The 25,078-nt window shown below is 70.0% G+C and carries 17 protein-coding genes and 1 pseudogene; 2 read left to right on the top strand and 16 right to left on the bottom strand.

The window, feature by feature from the left end; translation table 11 throughout:
* Window positions 1-89: 89 nt before the first annotated feature.
* The 8 genes from ispG to ACH4YL_RS35980 all read right to left on the bottom strand — a co-directional run bounded on the left by ispG (window position 90) and on the right by ACH4YL_RS35980 (window position 13,090).
* Window positions 90-1,244 (bottom strand): flavodoxin-dependent (E)-4-hydroxy-3-methylbut-2-enyl-diphosphate synthase, encoded by a 1,155-nt coding sequence (gene ispG, locus ACH4YL_RS36015; protein WP_398511739.1) that lies wholly within the window; start codon window positions 1,242-1,244, stop codon window positions 90-92.
* 164 nt (window positions 1,245-1,408) lie between these two features.
* Window positions 1,409-2,710 (bottom strand): M50 family metallopeptidase, encoded by a 1,302-nt coding sequence (locus ACH4YL_RS36010; protein WP_398511738.1) that lies wholly within the window; start codon window positions 2,708-2,710, stop codon window positions 1,409-1,411.
* A complete protein-coding gene (gene dxr / locus ACH4YL_RS36005) occupies window positions 2,707-3,957 on the bottom strand; it encodes a 1-deoxy-D-xylulose-5-phosphate reductoisomerase (protein WP_398511737.1) in 1,251 nt (416 codons plus the stop codon). Before dxr ends, ACH4YL_RS36010 begins: the two co-directional genes overlap by 4 nt.
* Before the next feature lie 140 nt (window positions 3,958-4,097).
* Window positions 4,098-6,044 (bottom strand): acyl-CoA dehydrogenase family protein, encoded by a 1,947-nt coding sequence (locus tag ACH4YL_RS36000; protein WP_398511736.1) that lies wholly within the window; start codon window positions 6,042-6,044, stop codon window positions 4,098-4,100.
* A 227-nt stretch (window positions 6,045-6,271) separates the two neighbouring features.
* Window positions 6,272-7,717, bottom strand: a complete 1,446-nt coding sequence (locus ACH4YL_RS35995; protein ID WP_398511735.1) for an aldehyde dehydrogenase family protein — start codon at window positions 7,715-7,717, stop codon at window positions 6,272-6,274.
* Window positions 7,718-8,022: 305 nt separating this feature from the next.
* On the bottom strand, window positions 8,023-8,973 hold the full coding sequence (locus tag ACH4YL_RS35990) for an EamA family transporter (protein WP_398511734.1): 951 nt from the start codon (window positions 8,971-8,973) through the stop codon (window positions 8,023-8,025).
* Window positions 8,974-9,116: 143 nt separating this feature from the next.
* A complete protein-coding gene (locus ACH4YL_RS35985; RefSeq protein ID WP_398511733.1) occupies window positions 9,117-10,682 on the bottom strand; it encodes a PucR family transcriptional regulator in 1,566 nt (521 codons plus the stop codon).
* A gap of 107 nt (window positions 10,683-10,789) precedes the next feature.
* The gene (locus tag ACH4YL_RS35980; protein WP_398511732.1) at window positions 10,790-13,090 is read right to left on the bottom strand and encodes an ATP/GTP-binding protein; all 2,301 of its coding nucleotides are present in this window, start codon (window positions 13,088-13,090) and stop codon (window positions 10,790-10,792) included.
* Between the two features lie 294 nt (window positions 13,091-13,384).
* On the opposite strand from ACH4YL_RS35980, the gene gabT reads away from it, so the two are divergent.
* Complete coding sequence (gene gabT, locus ACH4YL_RS35975; RefSeq protein ID WP_398511731.1) at window positions 13,385-14,719, top strand: 4-aminobutyrate--2-oxoglutarate transaminase; 1,335 nt, start codon at window positions 13,385-13,387, stop codon at window positions 14,717-14,719.
* Between the two features lie 112 nt (window positions 14,720-14,831).
* Window positions 14,832-15,641, top strand: coding sequence for a phosphatase PAP2 family protein (locus ACH4YL_RS35970; protein WP_398511730.1), 810 nt, complete (start codon window positions 14,832-14,834; stop codon window positions 15,639-15,641).
* Here the strand turns inward: ACH4YL_RS35970 and ACH4YL_RS35965 are convergent.
* From ACH4YL_RS35965 to ACH4YL_RS35930, 8 genes and pseudogenes are all read right to left on the bottom strand, one after another.
* Window positions 15,580-17,379, bottom strand: a complete 1,800-nt coding sequence (locus ACH4YL_RS35965) for a chitinase (RefSeq protein WP_398511729.1) — start codon at window positions 17,377-17,379, stop codon at window positions 15,580-15,582. The two genes, ACH4YL_RS35970 and ACH4YL_RS35965, sit on opposite strands and share 62 nt — an antisense overlap.
* Before the next feature lie 108 nt (window positions 17,380-17,487).
* Window positions 17,488-17,769 (bottom strand): annotated as a pseudogene (locus ACH4YL_RS35960) (hypothetical protein); the annotation flags it as partial.
* 41 nt (window positions 17,770-17,810) lie between these two features.
* On the bottom strand, window positions 17,811-19,226 hold the full coding sequence (locus ACH4YL_RS35955; RefSeq protein ID WP_398511728.1) for an NAD(P)/FAD-dependent oxidoreductase: 1,416 nt from the start codon (window positions 19,224-19,226) through the stop codon (window positions 17,811-17,813).
* Window positions 19,227-19,267: 41 nt separating this feature from the next.
* Window positions 19,268-20,065 carry an ABC transporter permease gene (locus tag ACH4YL_RS35950; protein ID WP_398511727.1) on the bottom strand — a complete coding sequence of 266 codons (798 nt, stop codon included), beginning with the start codon at window positions 20,063-20,065 and terminating at the stop codon, window positions 19,268-19,270.
* The gene (locus ACH4YL_RS35945; protein WP_398511726.1) at window positions 20,065-20,991 is read right to left on the bottom strand and encodes an ABC transporter permease; all 927 of its coding nucleotides are present in this window, start codon (window positions 20,989-20,991) and stop codon (window positions 20,065-20,067) included. The genes ACH4YL_RS35950 and ACH4YL_RS35945 overlap by 1 nt, the downstream gene beginning before the upstream one ends.
* On the bottom strand, window positions 20,988-22,142 hold the full coding sequence (locus tag ACH4YL_RS35940; RefSeq protein ID WP_398511725.1) for an ABC transporter ATP-binding protein: 1,155 nt from the start codon (window positions 22,140-22,142) through the stop codon (window positions 20,988-20,990). The genes ACH4YL_RS35945 and ACH4YL_RS35940 overlap by 4 nt, the downstream gene beginning before the upstream one ends.
* Before the next feature lie 36 nt (window positions 22,143-22,178).
* Window positions 22,179-23,426, bottom strand: a complete 1,248-nt coding sequence (locus tag ACH4YL_RS35935; protein WP_398511724.1) for a PotD/PotF family extracellular solute-binding protein — start codon at window positions 23,424-23,426, stop codon at window positions 22,179-22,181.
* A 44-nt stretch (window positions 23,427-23,470) separates the two neighbouring features.
* A complete protein-coding gene (locus ACH4YL_RS35930; RefSeq protein WP_398511723.1) occupies window positions 23,471-24,985 on the bottom strand; it encodes a gamma-aminobutyraldehyde dehydrogenase in 1,515 nt (504 codons plus the stop codon).
* Window positions 24,986-25,078: the final 93 nt, after the last annotated feature.

Raw genomic sequence — 25,078 nt, 5'->3', positions numbered from 1 at the left:
CACTGTACCTGGCACCCCCCGAGGGTGCCGAGCCCAGCGAAAAGCCCCGCTGCACGCCGGGGGCGTGCGGCGGGGCCGGTGCGCCGGTGTCAGCTGACCGAGACCTGGGGCTCGCCGGAGGCGATGCCGTCCTTCTCCATCTGCTCGGCGATCTTCATCGCCTCGTCGATCAGCGTCTCGACGATCTTCGACTCGGGAACGGTCTTGATGACCTCGCCCTTGACGAAGATCTGGCCCTTGCCATTGCCGGAGGCGACGCCGAGGTCGGCCTCGCGCGCCTCGCCGGGGCCGTTGACGACGCAGCCCATGACGGCAACGCGCAACGGGACCTCCATGCCCTCCAGGCCCGCGGTCACCTCGTCGGCGAGCTTGTACACATCGACCTGGGCGCGGCCGCAGGAGGGGCAGGAGACGATCTCGAGGCGCCGCTGGCGGAGGTTGAGAGACTCCAGGATCTGCATGCCGACCTTGACCTCTTCGGCCGGCGGCGCGGAGAGCGAGACGCGGATAGTGTCGCCGATGCCCTCGGCGAGCAGCGCGCCGAAGGCGACGGCGGACTTGATGGTGCCCTGGAAGGCGGGTCCGGCCTCGGTGACGCCGAGGTGCAGCGGGTAGTCGCACTGGGCGGCGAGCTGGCGGTAGGCGTTGACCATCACGACCGGGTCGTTGTGCTTGACCGAGATCTTGATGTCGCGGAAGTCGTGCTCCTCGAAGAGGGACGCCTCCCACAGGGCCGACTCGACGAGCGCCTCAGGGGTCGCCTTGCCGTACTTCTTCAGCAGCCGCGCGTCGAGCGAGCCCGCGTTGACGCCGATGCGGATCGGGGTGCCGGAGTCCTTCGCCGCGCGGGCGATCTCCTTGACCTTGTCGTCGAACTGCTTGATGTTGCCGGGGTTCACCCGGACCGCCGCGCAGCCGGCGTCGATGGCCGCGAAGACGTACTTCGGCTGGAAGTGGATGTCGGCGATCACCGGGATCTGCGACTTGCGCGCGATGGTGGACAGCGCGTCCGCATCGTCCTGGGTGGGGCACGCCACTCGTACGATCTGGCAGCCCGACGCGGTCAGTTCCGCGATCTGCTGCAGCGTCGCGCCGATGTCGGAGGTCCTGGTCGTCGTCATCGACTGCACCGAGACGGGGGCGTCACCGCCGACGGCCACGGTGCCGACCTGGATCTGGCGGCTGACCCGCCGGTCGGCGAGCTTCGTCGGAACGGCGGGCATTCCGAGAGAAATTGCAGTCATCTGCTGTGCAACCCCAAGGTGTGGATCAAGGTCCCGAGATCGGCGGGCTCCAGCCATCGAGGTTACGGCACCGAGGTTCCGCGGAGCACATCGCGGAGGGAAACTCCACCCAAAGGGCAGCGGCCGGACACAAAGGGTGTCCGGCCGCCACGAAGCGGTTCGACTCAGCTGATCTTGACCGGATTGACGATGTCGGCGACGAGCACCAGCAGCGTGAAGCAGATGAAGATTCCCGCCACCACATAGGCGACCGGCATCAGCTTTGCCACATCGAACGGGCCCGGGTCGGGCCGCCGGAAGAGCCTGGCCAGATTTCGGCGCACGGACTCCCACAGCGCGCCCGCGATATGACCGCCGTCCAGCGGCAGCAGCGGCAGCATGTTGAACAGGAACAGCGAGAGGTTGAAGCCGGCGAGCAGCATCATGAACATCGCGATCAGGTTCTGTGCCGGTGCGTCGAGGTTCATCACCTCGCCGCTGATGCGGGCGGCGCCGACGACCCCGACCGGGGAGTCGTCCTTGCGGTCGCCGTCGCTGAACGCCGCGTTCCACAGGTCCGGGACCTTGGCCGGCAGGGCGACGATCGACTCGACGCCGTTCTCGATCATGTCGCCCATGCGGTCCACGGAGTCCGCGAAGCCGAGCGGCACGATTTCGGTCTTCGCGGCGAAGCCGAGATAGCCGGCCGCGACGAACTCGCCGGGCACGACTTCGCCGTCCGAGTCCTTCTTGGCCACCTCATTCTTCTCGAGCGTGGCGTTCAGAACCTGCTGCGCGCCGTCGCGCTCGACCGTGATGGTGGCGGGTCCGATGGTCTCGCGGATGTGGTTGGAGAGCGTCGCCCAGTCGTCGACCGGCTGCCCGTTGAAGGCGACGATCTTGTCGCCCTCCTTCAGGCCGGCGGCCTTGGCGGGCGAGACCTCGTCGCCCTTGGCGCAGGTGTCGCGGTTCTCGCTCTGCTTGATCACGCACTGCTGAACGCCCGCGACCTCGGTCGTCTGCGTCGAGAAGCCGAAGCTCATGGCGACGCCGAGGAAGATCGCCACGGCGAGCACCAGGTTCATGAACGGCCCGGCGAACATCACGATCACGCGCTTCCACGGCTTGCGCGTGTAGAAGAGACGGTTCTCGTCGCCCGGCTTGAGCTCCTCGAAGGCGGCCGAGCGGGCGTCCTCGATCATTCCGCGCCAGGGCGAGGTGGACCGCGCCTCAAGACGGCCGTCCTCGCCGGGCGGGAACATCCCGATCATGCGGATGTAGCCGCCCATCGGGATGGCCTTGATGCCGTACTCCGTGTCGCCCTTGTGCCGGGAGAAGAGGGTCGGGCCGAAGCCGACCATGTACTGCGGCACCCGGATGCCGAAGAGCTTGGCCGTCGAGAGATGGCCCAGTTCGTGCCAGGCGATGGAGAACAGCAGGCCCACTGCGAAGAGCGCTATGCCGAGGACCGTCAACAGAATCGTCATGCGCGAGCCTCCGCTGTTGCCTTCACTGCCAGTTCCCGGGCCCTTGCCCGGGCCCAGGTCTCCGCTTCCAGGACGTCCGACACCGTGAGCCGGGTTCCCTCGGCGGGAGTCCCGTGTTCGGCGACGACTTCGGTGACCGTATCCATGATTCCGTTGAACGGCAGCCGCCCGCCGAGAAATGCGTCAACGCATTCCTCGTTCGCGGCATTGAACACCGCGGGCGCGGTACCGCCCAGCTCCCCCACGTGCCGGGCGAGTCCGACCGACGGGAAGGCCTCGGTGTCGAGCGGGAAGAACTCCCACGTCGACGCCTTCGACCAGTCGAAAGCGGGCGCTGCGTCCGGCACGCGCTCCGGCCAGCCGATGCCGACGGCGATCGGGCCGCGCATGTCGGGCGGGGTGGCCTGGGCGATCGTCGAGCCGTCCGTGAACTCCACCATGGAGTGGACGTACGACTGCGGGTGGACGACGACCTCGATGCGGTCGAAGGGGATGTCGTAGAGGAGATGCGCCTCGATGACCTCAAGACCCTTGTTGACCAGCGTCGAGCTGTTGATGGTGATCACCGGGCCCATGGCCCAGGTGGGGTGCGCGAGGGCGTCCTCACGGGTGACGTCGGCGAGCTCGGCGCGACTGCGGCCGCGGAAGGGGCCGCCGGACGCGGTGACCACGAGCTTTCGCACATCGGCCCGGGTGCCGGCCGCGAGTGCCTGGAAGAGCGCGGCGTGCTCGGAGTCGACCGGGATGATCTGCCCGGGTTTGGCGAGCGCCTTGACCAGCGGCCCGCCGACGATGAGTGACTCCTTGTTGGCGAGCGCGAGCGTACGGCCGGCTTCGAGGGCGGCGAGGGTTGGGGCGAGGCCGATGGAGCCGGTGATGCCGTTGAGCACCGTGTGGCAGGCGGATGCGGCGAGCTCGGTGGCGGCGTCGGGTCCGGCGACGATCTCGGGCACCCGGTCCGTGCCGTACTGCGCGGCCAGTGCCTCCCGAAGCGCGGGCACGGCGTCCTCGCGGGCCACGGCCACGGTGTCGACCCGCAGCTGCCGCGCCTGCTCGGCCAGCAGCCCGACCCGCCCGCCGGCGGCGGAGAGCGCGGTCACGCGGAAGCGGTCGGGGTTGCGCAGGACGAGGTCGATGGCCTGCGTGCCGATGGACCCGGTGGAGCCGAGGACGACGATGTCCCGGCGGCCTTCGGTCGCGTCGAAGGCGATGTGCGGGTCGGCGAGGGGGGATGGGCTGTCGCTCATGACCCCATTGTGGCCGCAAGTCCTGTCCGACCGGACAGTGCGTCCCGGTGCAGGGACATACGCACGGGCGCGCGGCCCGAAGCATCCGCCGCCGCAGGGAGATCCTGCGGCGGCGGAGTGCCTGTTCGGCGCGTGACGGTTCAGCGGATCGGGCGGTGGACGTTCTCCCGTTCGCTGGGGCCCGGGGTGGCGTCGGCGATCCAGGGGCCCTCGCCGCTGGGGTCGACGATGCCCTGCTCCAGCCAGGTGTACGAGCCGGCCAGCACGCCGTCCACGACCTTGCGGTCGAGGTCGTCGGTGTTGGACCACAGGCGGGTGAAGAGTTCTTCGACCCGGATGCGGGACTGCCGGCAGAAGGCGTCCGCCAGTTGGTATGCCTCGCGGCCGTGCGGCTCGGTGGTGCGCAGGAGTTCGGCGCGTACGCAGGCCGCGCTCATGGCGAAGAGTTCGGCCCCGATGTCGACGATGCGGCCGAGGAAGCCCTGCTTGGTCTCCATCCGGCCCTGCCAGCGGGACATGGCGTAGAAGGTGGAGCGGGCCAGCTTGCGGGAAGAGCGTTCGACATAGCGCAGATGAGTGGCGAGGTCCGGATGACCCGCCGGATTGAACTCGCTGTACGTACGCGGGAGTTGTCCCGGTCCCGCGACCAGCTTCGGCAGCCAGCGTGCGTAGAACGCGGTGGCCGAGGCGCCCGCCTTCGCCTTGTCGCCGAGCGACTTGTCCGGGTCGATCAGATCGCCCGCCACCTTGAGGTGTGCGTCGACCGCCTCGCGGGCGATGAGCAGATGCATGATCTCGGTCGAGCCCTCGAAGATGCGGTTGATCCGCAGATCGCGCAGGATCTGCTCGGCCGGTACGGCCCGTTCGCCGCGGGCCGCCAGCGAGTCCGCGGTCTCGAAGCCGCGGCCGCCGCGGATCTGGACCAGTTCGTCGGCCATCAGCCAGGACATCTCGGAGCCGAACAGCTTCGCCAGCGCCGCCTCGATGCGGATGTCGTTGCGGTCCTCGTCCGCCATCTGCGACGAGAGGTCGAGCACCGCTTCGAGCGCGAAGGTCGTGGCCGCGATGAAGGAGATCTTCGCGCCGACGGCCTCGTGCTTGGCGACCGGCTTGCCCCACTGCTCCCGCGCCGCCGACCACTCGCGGGCGATCTTCAGACACCACTTTCCGGCGCCCACGCACACCGCGGGCAGCGAGAGGCGGCCGGTGTTGAGGGTGGTGAGGGCGATCTTGAGGCCGGCGCCCTCCGGGCCGATGCGGTTCCCCGCCGGGACCCGGACCTGGTGGAAGCGGGTGACGCCGTTCTCCAGGCCGCGCAGGCCCATGAAGGCGTTGCGGTTCTCGACCGTGATGCCCTCGCTCGCCGCCTCGACGACAAAGGCGGTGATGCCGCCCTTGTGACCCTCGGACTTGGGCACCCGCCCCATCACGACCAGCAGATCGGCGACGACGCCGTTCGTGGTCCACAGCTTGACGCCGTCGAGGATGTACGAGTCGCCGTCCGGGACGGCCGTGGTGGCCAGCCGCGCCGGGTCGGAGCCGACGTCCGGCTCGGTGAGCAGGAAGGCCGAGATGTCGGTGCTGGCCAGCCGCGGCAGGAAGGCGTCCTTCTGCTCCTGCGTGCCGAAGATCTTCAGCGGCTGCGGAACGCCGATCGACTGGTGCGCGGAGAGCAGCGCGCCGATCGCCGGGCTGGCCGAACCGACCAGCGCCAGGGCCTTGTTGTAGTACACCTGGGTCAGGCCGAGCCCACCGTACTTCGTGTCGATCTTCATGCCGAGCGCGCCGAGCTCCTTGAGCCCGTTGACCACGTCGTCCGGGATCCGCGCCTCGCGCTCGATCAGCGCGCCGTCGATCTTCGTCTCACAGAAGTCGCGCAGTTTGGCGAGGAACTGCTCGCCGCGCCGGACGTCCTCGGTTGCGGGCATGGGGTGCGGGTGGATCAGATCGAGCCGGAAGCGGCCCAGGAACAGCTCCTTGGCGAAGCTCGGCTTTCGCCAGTCCTGTTCCCGCGCGGCCTCGGCGACCTGTCGTGCTTCGCGCTCACTGACCTTCGGCATCTGGGTCTTCTGAAGTGGTGCGGACATGAGGCTCACCTCGCCGCGAGTCGGGGTTTCCGGGGGCGTCGGCCGGGGCGCGGATCGTCCTACCGACCGGTGCTACTCGTCCGTAGTACCCGATTCCCGACGTCTCCACCAGTGTCCGTACCGGATGGGAGACACGCCGCCGGTGATAGGCCGGTGGAGGTACGGCAACGGCCGGAGCCCCCGCACAGTGGGCTCCGGCCGTTGTTCGTGACGTACGCGCGACTCGGCTACAGGGCGAGTCCGGTGAGGACCAGCACCCGCTCGTAGGTGTAGTCGGCCATCGCGAAGGCCACGCCCTCGCGGCCGACGCCGGACGCCTTGGCACCGCCGTACGGCATCTGGTCCGCGCGGTAGGACGGCACGTCGCCGATGATCACGCCGCCGACCTCGAGGGCACGGTGGGCACGGAAGGCGGTCTGCACGTCGCGCGTGAACACGCCTGCCTGCAGGCCGTACTTGGAGTCGTTGACGGCGGCGAAGGCCTCGGCCTCGCCGTCGACCCGGGTGACCGTGAGGACCGGTCCGAAGACCTCCTCGCAGGCGATGGTGGTGTCCGCGGGCACCTCGGCGAGGACCGTCGGCGCGTAGGAGGCACCGTCGCGCTTGCCGCCGGCCAGCAGCTTGGCACCGGCCTGCACGGCCTCCTCGACCCAGGACTCGACGCGCTTGGCGGCGTCCTCGCTGACCAGCGGGCCGACATCGGTGGCGTCGTCGGACGGGTCGCCGGTGACCTGGGCCTCGACTGCGGCGACGATCTTCGGCAGCAGGCGGTCGTACACGGTGGCGTCCGCGATCACGCGCTGCACGGAGATGCAGGACTGGCCGCCCTGGTAGTTGGAGAAGGTGGCGATACGGGTCGCCGCCCAGTCCAGGTCCTGCTCGGACCCGAAGTCGCCGAGGACCACGGCCGCGCCGTTGCCGCCGAGCTCCAGGGTGCAGTGCTTGCGGGGCACCGAGTCCATGATCGCGTAGCCGACCTTGTCGGAGCCGGTGAAGGAGATGACCGGCAGGCGCTCGTCCTGGACGAGGGCCGGCATCTGGTCGTTCGGCACCGGGAGCACGGACCAGGAACCGGCGGGCAGCTCGGTCTCGGCGAGCAGCTCGCCGATGATCAGGCCGGAGAGCGGGGTCGCCGGGGCGGGCTTGAGGATGATCGGCGTGCCGACGGCGATGGCCGGAGCGATCTTGTGGGCGCACAGGTTCAGCGGGAAGTTGAACGGCGCGATGCCGAGGACGACGCCCTTGGGGAAGCGGCGGGTCAGCGCGAGACGGCCCTGGCCGCCGGCGTCGGTGTCGAGGCGCTGGGCCTCGCCGCCGTTGAAACGACGGGCCTCCTCGGCGGCGAACCGGAAGACGGAGACGGCACGGCCGACTTCGCCGCGGGCCCACTTGACGGGCTTGCCGTTCTCGGCGGAGATCAGCCGGGCGATCTCCTCGGTGCGCTCGACGAGCCGCTTCGACACATGGTCGAGCGCGGCGGCGCGTACGTGGGCGGGAGTGGCGGCGAACTCGTCGCGCACCGCGTACGCGGCGGCGACGGCCTCTTCGACCTGAGCCTCGGTCGGGACGGAGACCTGACCGACGAGACGCCCGTCCCAGGGGGAGGTGACGTCGAAGGCGGCCTCGCCGGTGGCCTGACGGCCGGCGAGCCAGAAGGCGTGGGTGGAGGTCATGTCCCGGCCCTTCCGAGTAGATGGGGGTTGTCTGCCCCACGGTAGGGGCGGAGGGGCGCTGTGGCGTTTGTCCGGGGTGGAGTGGTGGGGTGCCGTGGTCTGCCGGTTTGGCGTGCGGGGTGCGGGTGCGTGCCCGCAGGTTCGCGGGTGCGGGTCCGGGGGCCGCTCCGGGGTGGGGTCGGGACTGCATGTTTTACGGCGCGTGTCGGGCGGTCCGCCAGGCGCGGGGTCCTCAGCGCCACAAAACACGCTTTACGTCCCGACCCCACCCCTGCGCGTCCCCCTCCCACGTCGGGGCGGGCGCCCTACCGGCGGCGTTCCGTGGAGACGATCAGGAACACACCCGCCACCACCACCGCGCCGCCCAGCGCGATCGGCCAGCTCAGCTCTTCGCCCAGGATCAGCCCGCCGAGGAGGACCGCCACCACCGGGTTGACGTACGCATACGTCGCGACCAGCGACAGCGGGGCGGAGTGCAGCAGCCATGCGTACGCCGTGAACGCGACCAGTGAGCCGAAGACGATGAGGTACGCCAGCGCCACCCAGGAGCGGCCGGAGACCTCGTCGAGTGCGAAGCCGTACTGCTCACCGCGGCCGAAGCCCACCAGCGCGCAGCCGATGCCGCCCGCGACCATCTCGTACGCGCTGGCCGCGAACGGATTCGCGGGCATCGGGATGCGCGAGGACGAGAACGAGCCCACCGACCACATGACCGTCGCCACGATCACCGTGAGGACGCCCCACAGGCGTACGTCGCCGCTGAGGCCCGGCAGGGTCAGCACCGCGAGACCGCCGAGGCCCAGCAGGACGCCTGAATACGCGCCGAGGCCGGGGCGTTCGCCGAAGGCGCGGCGCAGGACCACGACCCAGGCTGGCACGACGGCGATCAGGAGCGCGGTGAGGCCGGAGGGCACGGAGGTCTCGGCGAGTACGACCAGGCCGTTGCCGCCGAGGAGGAGCAGCAGGCCGACCACGGCGGCCGAGGCGAGCTGGACGCGGGTGACCTTGAGTGCCGAGGGGCCCTGCCGCCAGGCGACGAGGCCCGCGAGGATCAGGCCGGCGACGACGAAGCGGGCGCCGGCGGAGAGGAATGGCGGCATGGTCTCGACGACGATGCGGATGCCGAGGTAGGTGGAGCCCCAGACGACGTACACGATGGCGAGAGCGGCCCAGACCGCGCCGGATATCCGGCGGCCGGGCGCGGTCGGTGCGGCGGTGCCGGAGGTCCCGGCGGTGGCGGCAGCGCGTTGTGTCATCGGTCCTTCTCGTCTCCGAGGCAGCGGCCGGGTGCTCCCCGCCGCTATCGCCCACGAGGCAGGACCCTAGGCACTTGAACAATCAAATGCCAAGAATTCTGCCCGGGTTCGGGCACCGGGACCGAAAAAACTCCACAGGGACGTCAGTCCGCCGCCGCGCCCGCCGACGTCTTCAGCGCCAGCCACAGCTCCATCCGGACATCCGGATCGTCCAGCGAGCGGCCCAGGATTTCCTCCACCCGGCGCATCCGGTACCGCAGCGTGTGCCGGTGCACACCGAGGTCCGCCGCCGCCGCGTCCCACTGCCCGTGCCGCGAGAGCCAGGCCCGCAGCGAGGCGACCAGATCGCCGCGTCCGGTCGCATCGTGTTCGTACAGCGCGCGCAGCATGCCGTCCGCGAAGGCCCGCACGGCGTCGTCCGCGAGCAGCGGAAGGATCGATCCCGCGGCCAGTTCCTCGTGCTCGACGAGCGCGCGGCCGCGCCGCCTGGCGACGGACAGCGCCTGTTCGGACTGCTTGTACGCACCGGCCGCCGCTATGGGTCCGGTCGGTGCCGAGAGGCCGACGACCAACTCGGCGTCCTCGGCCTCCTTCTCCCCGTACGCGGCCACCGCCGCCGCGACCACCGCCCCGCCGTCCGCGCCGAGCACCACCAGCCGGTCGTCGACGTCGGGCACGGCGAGCAGGGGCTCTCCGGCCCGGGACGCCGCCGAGTCCAGCAGTTCGGCGAAGGCCTTGAGCGGATCCTCGACGGCCGGGTCCGGCTCGCCGGCCTGCTCGGCGAGCAGCAGCCGGAACGGCGCGTCCAGCAGTCCGCCGTACAGATCCCCGGCGACCGCGCGCGCATGGTCCGGCTGGCCCGACAGCAGCATCCTCAACACCGCCGCGCCGAGGCGCTGTTCGGCCTCCTGGAACGAGCGCGAACGCTCCGTGGAGAGAGTGAGCAGCGCGACGGCGGAGTGCACGGCGTACCGCTCGGCGGTGCCCAGCGGCGCGCCCGTGCCGACGGCCAGCGCGCCGCGCACCCGCCGCCCGCTGCCCAGCGACTGCAGCTCCACCCGGTCGTCGTCCGAGTCGCCGACGACCGCGCTGGCGGGCGCGGAGCGCTCACGCAGCCGCTCCACGTCGGCGGTGAGCCGGGCGGCCCGCCGTGCGGCCCAGTCCGGCGAGGCGGCGACGACGGACCCGGACGCGTCGTACAGCGCGGCCCAGCCGTGGACATGCGCGGCGAGCCGGGCGACGACCGCGCCCGGGCCCTCGGCGAGAGCCGCCCGCGTCAGCTCCCGCTGAGCCTCGAAACCGGCGGTCACCGCGCGGTACTGGTCGGCCGCGATCGCCGCGGACACCGCCTTGCTGATCGCCAGGAACGGGGTGCGGCGGGGCACCGCCAGCAGTGGAAACCCCTGCTCCGTCGCGGCGTCGACGAGCGCGTCCGGGATGTCGTCGTAGTACACGCCGACCGCGAAACCGAGCCCGACGACGCCCGCGCCGGCCAGCCTGCGCACATAGCGGCGCATCACCTCGCGGTCCTCCGCGTCCAGCTTCATCGCCGTCACCAGCAGCAGCTCGCCGCCCTCCATGTACGGCACGGGGTCGGCGAGTTCGCTGACATGGGCCCAGCGCACCGGCGTCTCCAGCCGGTCCTCCCCGGCGCGCACGGTGAGTTTGAGCGCCGAGTGCTGGACGAGCGAAGCGAGCGTGGGCGGCATGGGACGGTAGGCCCTTCGAGCAGACGCGCGGAGATGTGGCGGATTTCGCCGTCCCGTATGAACGGCGTACCTCGATTCTGCCAGGGCGTAGCAGTCCGGGCGCCGGGTCAGGTGCGCAGATCCACCAGCAGGGGCGGCGCGTGCTCGCCCCGTACGGTCGTCAGCGAAAGCACCGCATGCCCCGCGGGCACGGCATGCGCGAGGTCCGAGGCCGACCAGCGGGCCCGCTCCACCTCACGCACCGTGATCGCCTCGGCGGTGGCCGCCTTTCCGGTGACCAGGCGGCGCATCATGTGCAGCGCCTTGGTGAGCGGCTCGTCGGAGACGATCTGCCGGTTGGTGACATCGCGGGTCTGCACCCACTCGGTGCCCCAGGCCTCGGCGAACCGTCCGCCGTCCCAGGGCGCCAGCCCGGCGAACGCCATCCGGCAGCCGACCGCGCCGAGCAGCGGACCGCGGAGCGGCTCCGGCACGTCCTCCAGGGTGCGCAGCGCGAACAGCACTCCGGCGTTGGCCGAACGCAGCCGCTGGACCGCGCGCACGGAGTCGGCGGTGACGGTGTACGTCGCGTCGTCGAGCACGAGACAGGCGAACAGCGACCGGTCCGTCCGGCTCAGCGCGGCCTCGTTGAACTGCGCGAGCACCAGCCGGGCCACGATCCGCGAGGCCTCGGCGTGGCCGCGCTCCGGAAGGTCGATACGGACCCGGAGCGGGTGCTCCACGGCGCGCAGCGAGAACTGGCGGCCCCCGCCGTCCGTACGGAAGAACTGCGCGAACGCGGGCCGGTCCAGGAAGGCGATGCGCTCGGCGAGCAGCACGCCGATGTCGTCGGCGCGGGCGGACTGCCGTGCACGGGCGTCCAGTTCCCGCAGCTGCGCGGCGGCGGCGGGACCGCCATCGGCCTCCAGCGCGGCCCGCAACGCCCCGACGGCGGCGGGCGCACCACCGAGCAGCTCACGCAGCTCCGGCACGGCCGGGAAATGCCCGTGCACGCTCTGGTACGGCCCGATCAACTGCGCCAGCGCGGTGGCGGCGCGCCTGCTGTCACCGCCGGGCAGCGTGGCGGCGAGATCACCGACCAGCGCCTCGGCGAGCACCCGGGCGGCCTCGTCGGGGTCGTCGGCGCCGCCGTAGAGATCGAGGTCGTGGGTGGACTCGGGCCGTCCGACGGCGACGACGAGATCGAAGGCGTCGTCGGGAGCGAGCCCGGTGCCGTGGGCGGTGACGGCGACGACGGCGGCGCGGTTGGCGAGCGCGAGCAGACACATCGACTCGACGACGGGCCGCACGAGACGGACGCTCTTGCCGGATCCGGAGGGGCCGACGGCGAGGAGGGAGGTCCCGAGGAGGGACGGATCGAGGGCGACGCCGGTGGTGCGGCGGGCGTAGGGGTTGCGCTCGTCGTCGGCGACGGTGCCGATCTTGACCTGTGCGGTTGCCAGGTCGTGCGTGGCGGTACGGACGGGCAGATCGCGTACGCCGGACGGGTGGCCGCAGGCGGCCGGTCCGTTCTTGCGGACGGTTTCGGTGAAGGCTGCGAGCCGTTCCGGCCGGGCGTGGACGCCCTGCCAGGCGCGCCGGATCCTGGCGTAGTCCACATCGCCGAGTGCGCCGGTCCGGGTGGCCTCGGCGAGGCTCTGTGCGGCGTCGCCGAGGCCGGCCGTGCGCAGTTCGGGCCAGTCGGCGGGGTCCGCCTCGGGCCGCTGCGGTGCGGCTTCGGGCGGGAGGGTCCCGAGACGACGGCGGACGGCAGGCCATGTGCCGACACGGCCCACGGCGGCGACGATCGCCACCACGAGCAGCACGTAGTAGATGTTGGACGCCCAGGTGAGCCAGGTGACCGTCCTCGGCATCTCGCGCCACACACCCGGCAGCAGGACGAACAGCGGCCACAGCGGCACCCCGAACCGCAGCCACACCTCGCGCCAGTTGCCGACCCGGCCGAAGCCGACGGCGAGCAGGCTCAGGACGATGGCGTCCCAGAGGTATGTCGCGGCGACGAACAGGTCGACGTTGGGGCTGGCGGCGGACTTCCAGTCATCGGGCACCAGCCAGAGCATCGGCAGCAGCCACCACTGGTCGACGAAGATCCACCACCCCTCGAGGTATCCGTTCCACAGGAGTGACCAGAGGAGCCAACCGCAGAGGTAGGCGACAAACGCTCCGCTGAACAGCTGGCGGGCCGGGACGAGCTCGGGCTCCTCCTCCGGGCGGGGGCGGTGGCCGAGGCGCCAGATGCCGGGGGCGGCGGCCGGGCGCGGGATGCGCAGCCAGTCGCCGACGGCGGGGCGGGTGGTGGGCGCGTGACCGGGGACGGCGGGGATCCCGGGGATGCTCGGCGGCCCCGCGGGCCGTGGCACGGGGTTGTGCCGTGTGCCGCGCGCGTCGAATGTGCCTTCGGAATCCATGAACTGCTGCCCCCTGACCAGCCAGGCCCGCTCTGTGCACGGTCAATCTAGTGCCCCTGTCGGGGTAGTTCAGCGATCCGGACGGTGTCGCGCTGCCGCGGTAGTGGCGCCGAGAGGCCCCAGCTGTGTCCGGAGCTATGTCCGGAGCTATGTCCGGCACGGACAAGGACACACCCCCAACACTCCCGATCGGCGCATGCCCCCTCCCCCCTCCCCCGCCTAGCCTGCGAAGAAAGACAAGCAGCACCGCTCAACGCCGAAGCACACGTCCACCCAGCACCCCAGGAGCCCCTCATGACCGCAATCCCGCAGGAGCGCCGCGTCGTCACCGCCATTCCCGGTCCGAAGTCGATCGAGCTTCAGGCCCGCCGTACCGCCGCGGTCGCCGGTGGTGTGGGGTCCGTGCTGCCCGTGTTCACCGCGCGGGCCGATCGTGGGGTCATCGAGGACGTGGACGGCAACCGCCTCATCGACTTCGGCTCCGGCATCGCCGTGACCTCCGTCGGCGCGTCCGCCGAGGCCGTCGTGCGGCGGGCCTCCGCGCAGCTGCAGGAGTTCACCCACACCTGTTTCATGGTCACGCCGTACGAGGGGTACGTGGCCGTCGCCGAGGCCCTCGCCGAGCTCACCCCCGGCGACCACGCCAAGAAGTCCGCGCTGTTCAACTCCGGCGCCGAGGCCGTCGAGAACGCCGTCAAGATCGCCCGCGCCTACACCAAGCGCCAGGCGGTCGTCGTCTTCGACCACGGCTACCACGGCCGTACGAACCTGACCATGGCGCTGACCGCGAAGAACATGCCGTACAAGCACGGCTTCGGGCCGTTCGCGCCCGAGGTCTACCGGGTGCCGGTGGCGTACGGCTACCGCTGGCCGACCGGTGCCGAGAACGCCGGCGCCGAGGCCTCCGCGCAGGCCATCGACATGATCAGCAAGCAGGTCGGCGCCGAGAACGTCGCCGCGATCATCATCGAGCCGGTGCTCGGCGAGGGCGGCTTCATCGAGCCGGCCAAGGGCTTCCTGCCGGCGATCGCGCAGTTCGCCAAGGACAACGGCATCGTGTTCGTGGCCGACGAGATCCAGTCCGGCTTCTGCCGCACCGGCCAGTGGTTCGCCTGTGAGGACGAGGGCGTCGTCCCGGACCTGATCACCACCGCCAAGGGCATCGCGGGCGGTCTGCCGCTCGCCGCCGTGACCGGCCGCGCCGAGATCATGGACGCCCCGCACGCGGGCGGCCTCGGCGGTACGTACGGCGGCAACCCGGTCGCCTGTGCCGGTGCGCTCGGCGCGATCGAGACCATGAAGGAGCTCGACCTCAACGCGAAGGCCAAGCGCATCGAGGAGGTCATGAAGGGCCGCCTGACCGCGATGGCCGAAAAGTTCGACATCATCGGCGACATCCGCGGCCGTGGCGCGATGATCGCGATCGAGCTGGTGAAGGACCGGGACACCAAGGAGCCGAACCCGGCCGCGACCGCCGCGCTCGCCAAGGCCTGCCACGCCGAGGGGCTGCTGGTCCTGACCTGTGGCACCTACGGCAACGTGCTGCGTTTCCTGCCGCCGCTGGTGATCGGCGAAGACCTGCTCAGCGAGGGTCTGGACATCATCGAGCAGGCGTTCGCAGGCGTCTGACCGGCGGGAAGAGTTCCGAGCGGTCAGGGCGTGTGAAGAAGCTGTGCGAGGGCCATGGCGGGATGGAGATCCGCCTGTCGGTGCCCCGGCCCCTGCCGTACGGTTCCTGCAGATGAGAGAAACACCCCGCCCGCAGGGGACTGCGGGCGACCCCAGGTCGGAGCCTCCCCAGCCCCGCCCTGGTCGTGCCCTCGCGCACACCACTGGAGCCTCCGGCTCCGGAACTCCTCACCGATCGGATGGCCGCCCGCCCCAAACCCCCCGGGGCGCGCAGTTGACCGGTCCGGCCGGCTGCTTCGGAACTACCCCCCCTGTTCCGAGGCGGCCGGCTTTTCCTCTTTTCCCGGTTCTTCTGGCGCTGTACGCCGCGCTCTTCGCGTTGATCACCTGGCAGGTTGCTGCCAATGGGCCGCTGCGCTCCCTTGACGAGCGGGTCGAGCACGCGATCGTCGGCCACGGTCCCCGGCCGCTGACCGACCTCCTTGCCGACCTCGGCAACATGGCCGTGGCGCTTCCCGTCCTTGCGCTGGCGCTCGCGTACGCCGTGTGGCGGGGCCGCCGACTCGACGCGCTGTACGCCGTGCTCGCCATGGCCGCCGTGCCCGCGCTCGTCGTGCCGCTGAAGGCGCTGATCGACCGCCAGGGCCCGCTCACCGAGGCGACCGGCTACTACCCGTCCGGCCACAGCGCCACCGCGCTGGTGGCCTATGGCGCTGCCGCCCTACTGGTGCGGGCGAGTTGGGCGATGCCCGTCGCCGTACTGCTGACGGTGGCGACGGGCATCGGACTGGTGCTGCGCGGCTACCACTGGCCCCTCGACGTGCTGGCCAGCTGGTGCCTGTTCGGAGCGGTGCTGCTGGTCACCAGCCGTATGCGTCGAAGTTCTTCGAGAACTCCCACTGGCTGTAGCGATCCCAGTTGATCGACCAGGTCATCAGGCCGCGCAGAGCGGGCCAGGTGCCATGGGTCTGGTACGAGCCGCAGTTGGTCTTCTTCGTCAGGCAGTCGAGCGCCTTGTTGACCTCGGCCGGCGCGGTGTGGCCGTTGCCCGCGTTCGTGGAGGCCGGGAGGCCGATGGCGACCTGATCGGCGCGGAGCGCCGGGAAGAACCTCGACTGGTCCTTGGCGACCGGGAAGCCGGTGAGCAGCATGTCGGTCATCGAGATGTGGAAGTCGGCGCTGCCCATGTTGTGGTACTGGTCGTCGAGACCCATGATCGGGCCCGAGTTGTAGTGCTGGACGTGCAGCAGCGTGAGGTCGTCGCGCAGCGCGTGGATGACCGGGAGGTACGCGCCGCAGCGCGGGTCCTGGCCGCCGAACGGGCCCGAGCCGTAGTACTGGTAGCCCAGCTGCACGAAGAAGGTCTCCGGGGCCATGGTGAGAACGAAGTCGGAGCCGTACTTCGCCTTGAGCGTCTTCAGCGCGGAGATCAGATTGACGACGACGGGGGTCGTCGGGTTGCGGAAGTCCGTGTCTCCCGCGTTCAGCTGCAGCGAGTGGCCCTCGAAGTCGATGTCCAGGCCGTCGAGTCCGTACTCGTCGATGATCTTCGACACCGAGGAGACGAAGGTGTCACGCGCGGCCGTGGAGGAGAGCTGGACCTGGCCGTTGGCGCCGCCGATGGAGATCAGGACCTTCTTGCCGGCGGCCTGCTTGGCCTTGATGGCGGCCTTGAAGTCGGCGGGCGACTCGACGCCCGGGCATTCGCTCGCCGGGCACAGGCTGTAGCGGATGTCGCCGGAGGTGACCGAAGTCGGCTCGCCGAAGGCGAGGTTGATGATGTCCCAGGAGTCCGGCACATCCGCCATGCGCGTGTAGCCGGAGCCGTTGGCGAAGCTGGAGTGGAGATAGCCGACGAGGGCGTGGGCCGGGAGGTCGCCGCCGCCCGGGTCGCCGCCGCTGGTGGTCGTCGCGCCCACGGTGATGGACTTGGGAGATTCGCCGGCGCTGTTGGTCGCGGTGACCTGGAAGCTGTACGTGGTGGCCGGGGAGAGTCCCGTCACGGTGGCCGACGTCCCGGTCACCGAGAGGGCCTTGGTGCCGTTGCGGTAGACGCTGTAGCCGGTCGCTCCGGAGACGGGCTGCCAGCTCAGCGGCACGGAGGTGGAGCCAGGGCTGCCCGCGGTCAGGCCGGTGGGGGCGGCCGGTATCTGGACCGGGTCGCCGCCGGGGCCGAGTAGCGAGAGGTCGTCGGCGTAGTAGGCGGGAGTGCCGTACCAGCCATGGGTGTAGATGGTCACCGAGGTGGTGGAGGCGCCCGTGCGGAAGGTCGTGGAGAGCTTCTGCCAGCTGGGGGCGGATGGCGTCCAGGTGGAGACGTCGGCGGTGCCGGTGCCGGACGCGCCGAGGTAGACGTAGCTGCCCTGGACCCAGCCGCTGAGCGTGTAGTCGGAGTTCGGCTGGACGGTGACGGTCTGGCTGCACTTGGCGTTGTCGCTGCCTGCCGGGGTGGCCTTGAGCGCGGAACTTCCGCCGTGCGTCGGTGAGTTGACGAGGGCGCCGCTGCCCGAGGTACAGCTCCAGTCGTTGAGGCCCGCCTCGAAGCCGCCGTTGCGGGCGAGTTCGGTGTCGGCCGCTCCGGCGGTGCTCGCTGTGGCGACAAGTCCGCTGATGGCGAGGGCGGCCGCCGAAAGGACGGCCAAGAGTCTGGTGCGGTCCACAACTGCCTCCGGGGCATGGGGGGATGGGGAGTGGGAGCGCGCACAACATGGTCCAGACCAATGCGGTTGTCAAGACCTCTGGCGATCCACCGAGCTCCACCGGGCCCCTCAGCGCCCCTGGTCCCCCTCGCTCCTGGCGATTGAGGCAGCCGCTTCGTGCATCGCGAGCTCCAGCAGAGCCGGATCGGTGAGCGTGCCGGAGCCGTCCGGTGTGATCAGCCGGCGCACCCCGCCGACAGTGGCCCGGCCCGGGTACGGCACCACGATCCAGATGCCGGGGCACGCGCTCCGTACACCCGTGCCGACCCAGCGCGCGGCCGTGCCGGGCGGCACGAAGAAGCCCATACGGGACTCGCCGAAGTCGGCGAGCACCGGTCCCGGCCGGTCGAGAGAACCGCAACACGTCCAGGGCCTGATCCAGACGACAGGCCCTAGCTGTCGAAGCCGAGGCCCAGCCGGTCCATCGCCCGCAGCCACACATTGCGCCGGCCGCCATTGGCATCCGCCCTGGCCAGCGCCCACTTGGTCAGCCCGATACCCGCCCAGGCGACCGGCTCCGGCGGGAACGGCATCGGCTTGCTGCGCACCATCTTCAGCTCCGTGCGCTCGGTCCGTTCGCCGGACAGCAGATCGAGCATCACATCGGCGCCGAACCGGGTCGCGCCGACACCGAGCCCCGTGTAGCCGGCGGCGTAGGCGACCTTGCCGCCGTGCGCCGTGCCGAAGAACGCGGAGAAACGCGAGCAGGTGTCGATCGCGCCGCCCCAGGCATGACTGAAGCGCACCCCCTCCAACTGCGGGAAGCAGTCGAAGAAATGGCCCGCGAGCTTGAGATAGGTCTCGGGCCGGTGGTCCAGCTCGGCGCTGACCCGGCCGCCGAACGGATAGATCGCGTCGTAGCCGCCCCAGAGGATCCGGTGGTCGGCGGTGATGCGGAAGTAGTGGAACTGGTTGGCGACGTCGCCGAGGCCCTGCCGGTTCTGCCAGCCGATGGAGGCCAGTTGCGCGGGGAGGAGCGGCTCGGTCATCAGCGCGTAGTCGTACACCGGGACCGTGTACGGACGCACCCGCTTGACCAGCGACGGAAACACATTGGTGCCGAGCGCGACCCGGCGCGCGAGGACCCGGCCGTACGGCGTGCGGACCGCCATGCCGTCGCCGGAGGAGGCGAGTTCGGTGCCGCGGGTGTTCTCGTAGATCCGTACGCCGAGGTCGAGACAGACCTGCTTGAGTCCCCAGGCGAGCTTGGCGGGATGGACCATGGCGACGCCGCTCCGGTCCCACAGCCCGCCGAGGAAGGTCGGCGAGTTCACCTCGGCGCGCACCGCGTCCTGGTCGAGGAGTTCGAGCCCGTCGCCGAAGCCGAGGCGCTCGGCCTCCTCGTACATCTCGCGGAGCTCTTCGAGCTGGTACGGCTCGGTGGCGACGTCGATCTCGCCGGTGCGCTCGAAGTCGCAGTCGATGGCGTACCTCTTGACCGCGGCCTCGATGGCGTCGAGGTTGCGGTCGCCGAGCTCCTCCAGCTTGGCCAGCTCGCCGGGCCAGCGGGCGAGGCCGTTGCCCAGGCCGTGTGTGAGGGAGGCGGCGCAGAAGCCGCCGTTGCGGCCCGAGGCGGCCCAGCCCACCTCGCGCCCTTCGATCAGTACGACGTCCCACTCGGGGTCGCGCTCCTTGGCGAGGAGCGCGGTCCACAGTCCGCTGTAGCCACCGCCGACGACGAGGAGGTCGCAGCGTTCGTCGCCGGTCAGCGCCGGCAGCGGGTCGGGCTTGGCGGGGTCGTCCAGCCAGAATGCGACGGGCTGGGCGTCGGAAAGTGATGAGGCAAAGGTCATGGCAGCTGGGGCCATGGTTTCCACTCCTTCGGGGCCTGTGCGGGCCTGTTCGGTGCCTACTTGGCGAGGGCGCCGTGCTTCCGCCGGTTGCTGATGAGCTGCGCGCCGACCACGATCAGCACGGCGATGGCGAACATGGCCGTGCCGATGACATTGATCTGGACGGGCGTGCCGCGCTGGGCCGAGCCCCAGACGAACATGGGGAAGGTGACGGTGTTGCCCGAGTTGAAGTTGGTGATGATGAAGTCGTCGAAGGAGAGCGCGAAGGCGAGCATCGCGCCGGCGGCGATGCCGGGCGCGGCGATCGGCAGCGTGACCCGTACGAAGGTCTGCACGGGTCCCGCGTAGAGATCGCGGGCGGCCTCCTCCAGACGCGGATCCATCGACAGCACGCGCGCCTTGACCGCCACCACGACAAAGCTGAGGCAGAACATGGTGTGCGCGATGAGGATGGTGAAGTAGCCGAGCTCCGCTCCCAGGTTCAGGAAGAGCGTGAGCAGTGAGGCGGCCATGACCACCTCGGGCATCGCCATCGGCAGGAAGATCAGCGAGTTGATCGCGCCGCGCGCCCTGAAGCGGTAGCGGACCAGCGCGAAGGCGATCATCGAGCCGAGGACGGTGGCTCCGATGGTCGCCCAGAGGGCGATCTGGAGCGACAGCGAGAGCGAGCCGCACATGTCGGCGACGCCGCACGGGTCCTTCCAGGCGTCGGTGGAGAACTCCACCCAGGAGTAGTTGAACCGGCCCGCCGGCTTGTTGAACGAGAACACCATCACGACGATGTTCGGCACGATCAGGTATACGAGCGTGAGCAGGCCCACGATCACCACGAGGTTGCGTCGTATCCATCGCATCAGACGAGCTCCTCCGTCCCGGCCCGGCGGATGTAGAAGGTGACCATGATCAGCACGACCGCCATGAGAATGAAGGACAACGCGGCCGCTGTCGGATAGTCGAGCACCCTCAGGAACTGCGACTGGATGACGTTGCCGATCATGCGGGTGTCCGTGGAACCGAGCAGTTCGGCGTTGACGTAGTCGCCGCTGGCCGGAATGAAGGTGAGCAGCGTCCCGGAGACGACACCCGGCATGGACAGCGGGAAGGTCACCTTGCGGAAGACCGTCGACGGCCTGGCGTACAGGTCACGGGCCGCCTCGTGGAGACGCGGGTCGATCCGCTCCAGCGAGGTGTACAGCGGCAGGATCATGAACGGCAGGAAGTTGTACGTCAGACCGGTGACCACCGCCAGCGGGGTGGCGAGCACCCGGCTGCCGTCGGTCATCCCGAGCCAGTCGGTGACGTCCAGGAAGCCGATGGTGTTGAGCACGTCCACCACCGGACCGCCGTCCGCGAGGATCGTCTTCCAGGCGAGCGTGCGGATCAGGAAGCTGGTGAAGAACGGCGCGATGACCAGCACCAGCAGCAGATTGCGCCAGCGGCCCGCCCTGAACGCGATCAGATACGCGAGCGGATAGCCGAACAGCAGGCACAGGAGGGTGGCGGTGCCGGCGTAGAGCAGCGAGCGCACAAACTGCGGGTAGTACTCGGTGAGCGCGTCCCAGTAGGTCTGGAAGTGCCAGGTGACCTCGAAGCCCTCTTCGAGGGAGCCGGTCTGCACCGAGGTCGACGCCTGGTAGAGCATCGGCAGCGCGAAGAAGACCAGCAGCCACAGAATGCCCGGCAGCAGCAGCCAGTACGGCACCAACTTGCGGCGTACGGACGGCTTGTGGACCACCGGCTCCGGTGTGGGCGGGGCTGGTGGGGCGGCGGTGACGGTCATGGCGTCTTCTCCTCCACCGTCTCCACACCGGCGTCGATGTCCTGCGCGGCGTCCAGTCCGAAGGTGTGCTCGGGGTTCCAGTGCAGGACGACCTGGGCGCCGGGCACCAGCCGCGCGTCACGCTCGATGTTCTGCACGTACACCTCGAGCTCCGGACAGACCGGGCTGTCGATGACGTACTGCGTGGAGACGCCGATGAAGCTGGAGTCGGCGATGGTGCCGGTGAAGCGGTTGCGGCCGTCGGCGATGGAGCCCGCGTCGTCCGCATGGACCAGCGAGATCTTCTCCGGGCGCACACCGACCAGCAGCTTCTCACCGGCGCGGGGCTGGGTGGCGCAGCGTTCGGCGGCCAGTCGCAGCTTGGCGTCGGCGGCCGTGACGATGACCTCGCCACCGCTGTTCTCGGCGACCTCGGCCTCGATGAGGTTGGAGGTGCCGAGGAAGTTGGCGACGAAGGTGGTCTGCGGGTTCTCGTAGAGCTCGGCGGGTGCGCCGAGCTGCTCGACGCGTCCCGCGTTCATCACCGCGACCGTGTCGGCCATCGTCATGGCCTCCTCCTGGTCGTGGGTGACATGGACGAAGGTGATGCCGACCTCGGTCTGGATGCGCTTGAGCTCAAGCTGCATCTGACGGCGCAGCTTGAGGTCGAGCGCGCCGAGCGGCTCGTCGAGGAGAAGCACCTGCGGGTGGTTGATCAGCGCGCGGGCGACGGCAACGCGCTGCTGCTGGCCTCCGGAGAGCTGATGCGGCTTGCGCTTGGCGAAATCGCCCAGCTCGACGAGCTCGAGCATGTCGCCGACCTGCTTCTTCACCGACTTGATGCCGCGGCGGCGAAGGCCGAAGGCGACGTTCTCGTAGATGTCGAGATGCGGGAAGAGCGCATAGCTCTGGAAGACCGTGTTGACCGGGCGCTTGTGCGGCGGCAGATCGGTGACGTCACGGTCGCCGAGGAAGACCGAGCCGGTGGTGGGGTCCTCCAGCCCGGCGATCATCCGCAGGGTGGTCGTCTTGCCGCAGCCGGACGCGCCCAGCAGGGCGAAGAACGAGCCTTGCGGGACGGTCAGATCGAGCGGCTGTACGGCGGTGAAGGAGCCGTAGGTCTTGCTGATCCCGGAGAGGCGGACATCGCCGCCCGCTGTCTTGTCAGTCATGGGTCGCGGTCCCAGTGGTGTCGGGGGATGAGGAGGTCAGGCGCCGATGAGCTTGGTGAACTTCTCCTCGTACGCCGTCTCCTCCGTCGAGGAGAGCGAGCGGAAGGAGTGGGACTTGGCCGCCATGGCCGCATCGGGAATGATCAGCGGGTTCTCGGCCAGCGCCGGGTCGATCTTGGCGAGCTCCGCGCCCACTCCGGCGACCGGCGTCACGTAGTTGATGTACGCGGCGAGCTGGGCGGCGACCGGGAGTTCGTAGTAGTAGTCGATCAGCCTGGTGGCGTTCTTCTTGTGCCGGGCATGCGCCGGGACCAGCAGGTTGTCGGTGGCCGTCATATAGCCGGCGGCGGGGATGGCGTAGCGGATGTCCGGGTTGTCGACCTGGAGCTGGATGAGGTCGCCGGCCCAGGCGACACAGGCCGCGATATCACCCTTGTCGAGGTCGGAGGTGTAGTCGTTGCCGGTGAAGCGACGGATCTGCTTCTTGTCGACGCCCTTCTGCAGCCGGTTGAGGGCGGCGTCGTAGTCGGCGTCGTTCACCTTGGCGGGGTCCTTGCCCATGTCGAGCAGGGTCAGGCCGACGGTGTCCCGCATCTCGGTGAGGAAGCTGACCCGGCCCTTGAGGGTCGGGTCGTCCAGGAGCTGGGTGACGGAGTCGACCTTGCGGCCGCCGGTCGCCTTGATGTTGTAGGCGATGACGGCCGGGATGCCGGTCCAGGGGTAGGAGTAGGCGCGCCCCGGGTCCCAGTCCGGACTGCGGAACTGGGGCGAGAGGTTGGCGTACGCGTGCGGGAGCAGCGACGGGTCGAGCTTTTGGACATAGCCGAGCCGGATCATCCGGGCGGCCAGCCAGTCGGTGACGTTGATCAGGTCCCGGCCGGTGTCCTGGCCGGCGGCGAGCTGGGGCTGGATCTTGCCGAAGAACTCGACGTTGTCGTTGATGTCCTCGGTGTACTTGACCTTGATCCCGGTGCGTTTGGTGAACGCCTCCAGGGTGGGACGGCTCTTCTCGTCCTCGCTGATGTCCATGTACTCGGTCCAGTTGGAGAACGCGAGCTGCTTCTCCTGGTCCGAGTGGTCGTCGGAGTCCGCCGCTTCGCCCTGGCCCTTGGCGGGCGGGATTCCGCAGCTGCTGAGTGCCCCGACGCCGCCGACGGCGAGCGCGCCGATCCCGGACGCGCGCAGCAGCGAGCGCCGGGAGAGGGCGCCCCGGCCGTTCGTCAGACTGCGCCGCATCGCCGCGACTTGGGCCTCGGACAGGCCGTCGGGCTCTTTGTGGTCCATGAGCTGTGCCCTTTCGGGATGAGTCCGCTGGTCGGCGGTGGCTGCTATCGGTCCCCGAAGATGGTGCGGTGCCAGTCCTTGCGCACTGCCGCCGTGTTGTCGTACATCACGTGCTTGACCTGCGTGTACTCCTCGAAGGAGTAGGCGGACATGTCCTTTCCGAAGCCACTTGCCTTGTAACCGCCGTGCGGCATCTCGCTGATGATCGGAATGTGGTCGTTGACCCAGACACAGCCCGCCTTGATCTCGCGGGTGGCGCGGCCGGCGCGGAAGACGTCGCGGGTCCAGGCGGAAGCGGCGAGACCGTACGGGGTGTCGTTGGCCAGCGCGATGCCCTCGTCGTCGGAGTCGAAGGGCAGCACGACAAGGACCGGCCCGAAGATCTCGGACTGGACGATCTCGCTGTCCTGGGCGGCGCCCGCGACCAGGGTCGGCAGGTAGTACGCGCCCTTCTCCAGGTCACCGCCGGGACTCCGGCCGCCGGTGACGACGGTGGCGTACGAACGCGCACGGTCGACGAAGCCCGCCACGCGGTCGCGCTGGAGGTGCGAGACGAGCGGGCCGAGGTCGGTCGCCGGGTCGAACGGGTCGCCGAGGCGGACGGTCGCCATCACATCGGCGACGCCGCTGACGAAGGCTTCGTACAGCGGCCGCTGGACATAGGCGCGGGTGGCGGCCGTGCAGTCCTGGCCGGAGTTGATGAGCGAGCCGGCGACCGCGCCGTTGACCGCAGCGTCGAGATCCGCGTCGTCGAAGACGAGGAAGGGCGCCTTGCCGCCCAGTTCGAGATGGAGCCGCTTGACGGTCGAGGTGGCGATCTCGGCGACGCGCTTGCCCACCGCGGTGGAGCCGGTGAAGGACGTCATGGCGACATCGCGATGGCCGACCAGCTGCTCGCCGGCGTCCTTGCCCGCTCCGTTGACGACATTGACAACGCCGTCGGGAATCCCGGCCGCCGTGGCGGCCTCGGCGAACATCAGCGAGGTCAGCGGGGTGATCTCGGCGGGCTTGAGCACGATGGTGTTGCCCGCGGCGATCGCCGGCAGCACCTTCCAGGCAGCCATCTGGAGCGGATAGTTCCAGGGCGCGATGGAGCCGACGACACCGATCGCCTCGCGGCGTACGTACGAGGTGTGGTCGGCGCTGTACTCACCTGCCGACTGGCCCTGAAGATGGCGGGCCGCTCCGGCGAAGAAGGCGGTGTTGTCGACCGTGCCCGGTACGTCGAACTCGGTGCTGAGCTTGATCGGCTTGCCGCACTGCAGCGATTCGGCGTCCGCGAGGTCGGCCGAGCGGTCCGCGAGCACCGCCGCGAAGCGGTGCAGCGCGTCGGAGCGCTCGCCGGGCGTCGCACCCGCCCAGCCTGGAAAGGCCCCGCGGGCAGCGTCGACGGCAGCGTCGACGTCGGCGGCCCCGGCCAGTTCGTAGCTGTGGACCGTCTCGCCGTTCGCGGGATTCACGATGTCCTGCGTACGTCCTGACGTGCCGGGTCGCAGCCGGCCGCCGATGTACTGCGCGCCGTCCGCGAAGTGGTCCTGCACCTGGAAGCGGTTGCCCATGACGCTCTCCGTTGTTCCAGCTCGAATTGAGTGCCGATCCTGACAGAGCACCGATTCACCAACAAGGGATTCCGTTGTTGCCTTTTGGTTACG

Source organism: Streptomyces sp. NPDC020681 (assembly GCF_044334895.1).
Lineage (GTDB): Bacteria > Actinomycetota > Actinomycetes > Streptomycetales > Streptomycetaceae > Streptomyces.
Note: the sequence above shows the minus strand (reverse complement) of the source record. Positions and strands in the feature narration are given on the sequence as shown.

Coding starts and splice junctions, on each gene's coding strand:
- ispG (WP_398511739.1), bottom strand. CDS start 1,244: ATGACTGCAATTTCTCTCGGAATGCCCGCCGTTCCGACGAAGCTCGCC.
- ACH4YL_RS36010 (WP_398511738.1), bottom strand. CDS start 2,710: ATGACGATTCTGTTGACGGTCCTCGGCATAGCGCTCTTCGCAGTGGGC.
- dxr (WP_398511737.1), bottom strand. CDS start 3,957: ATGAGCGACAGCCCATCCCCCCTCGCCGACCCGCACATCGCCTTCGAC.
- ACH4YL_RS36000 (WP_398511736.1), bottom strand. CDS start 6,044: ATGTCCGCACCACTTCAGAAGACCCAGATGCCGAAGGTCAGTGAGCGC.
- ACH4YL_RS35995 (WP_398511735.1), bottom strand. CDS start 7,717: ATGACCTCCACCCACGCCTTCTGGCTCGCCGGCCGTCAGGCCACCGGC.
- ACH4YL_RS35990 (WP_398511734.1), bottom strand. CDS start 8,973: ATGACACAACGCGCTGCCGCCACCGCCGGGACCTCCGGCACCGCCGCA.
- ACH4YL_RS35985 (WP_398511733.1), bottom strand. CDS start 10,682: ATGCCGCCCACGCTCGCTTCGCTCGTCCAGCACTCGGCGCTCAAACTC.
- ACH4YL_RS35980 (WP_398511732.1), bottom strand. CDS start 13,090: ATGGATTCCGAAGGCACATTCGACGCGCGCGGCACACGGCACAACCCC.
- gabT (WP_398511731.1), top strand. CDS start 13,385: ATGACCGCAATCCCGCAGGAGCGCCGCGTCGTCACCGCCATTCCCGGT.
- ACH4YL_RS35970 (WP_398511730.1), top strand. CDS start 14,832: ATGAGAGAAACACCCCGCCCGCAGGGGACTGCGGGCGACCCCAGGTCG.
- ACH4YL_RS35955 (WP_398511728.1), bottom strand. CDS start 19,226: ATGGCCCCAGCTGCCATGACCTTTGCCTCATCACTTTCCGACGCCCAG.
- ACH4YL_RS35950 (WP_398511727.1), bottom strand. CDS start 20,065: ATGCGATGGATACGACGCAACCTCGTGGTGATCGTGGGCCTGCTCACG.
- ACH4YL_RS35945 (WP_398511726.1), bottom strand. CDS start 20,991: ATGACCGTCACCGCCGCCCCACCAGCCCCGCCCACACCGGAGCCGGTG.
- ACH4YL_RS35940 (WP_398511725.1), bottom strand. CDS start 22,142: ATGACTGACAAGACAGCGGGCGGCGATGTCCGCCTCTCCGGGATCAGC.
- ACH4YL_RS35935 (WP_398511724.1), bottom strand. CDS start 23,426: ATGGACCACAAAGAGCCCGACGGCCTGTCCGAGGCCCAAGTCGCGGCG.
- ACH4YL_RS35930 (WP_398511723.1), bottom strand. CDS start 24,985: ATGGGCAACCGCTTCCAGGTGCAGGACCACTTCGCGGACGGCGCGCAG.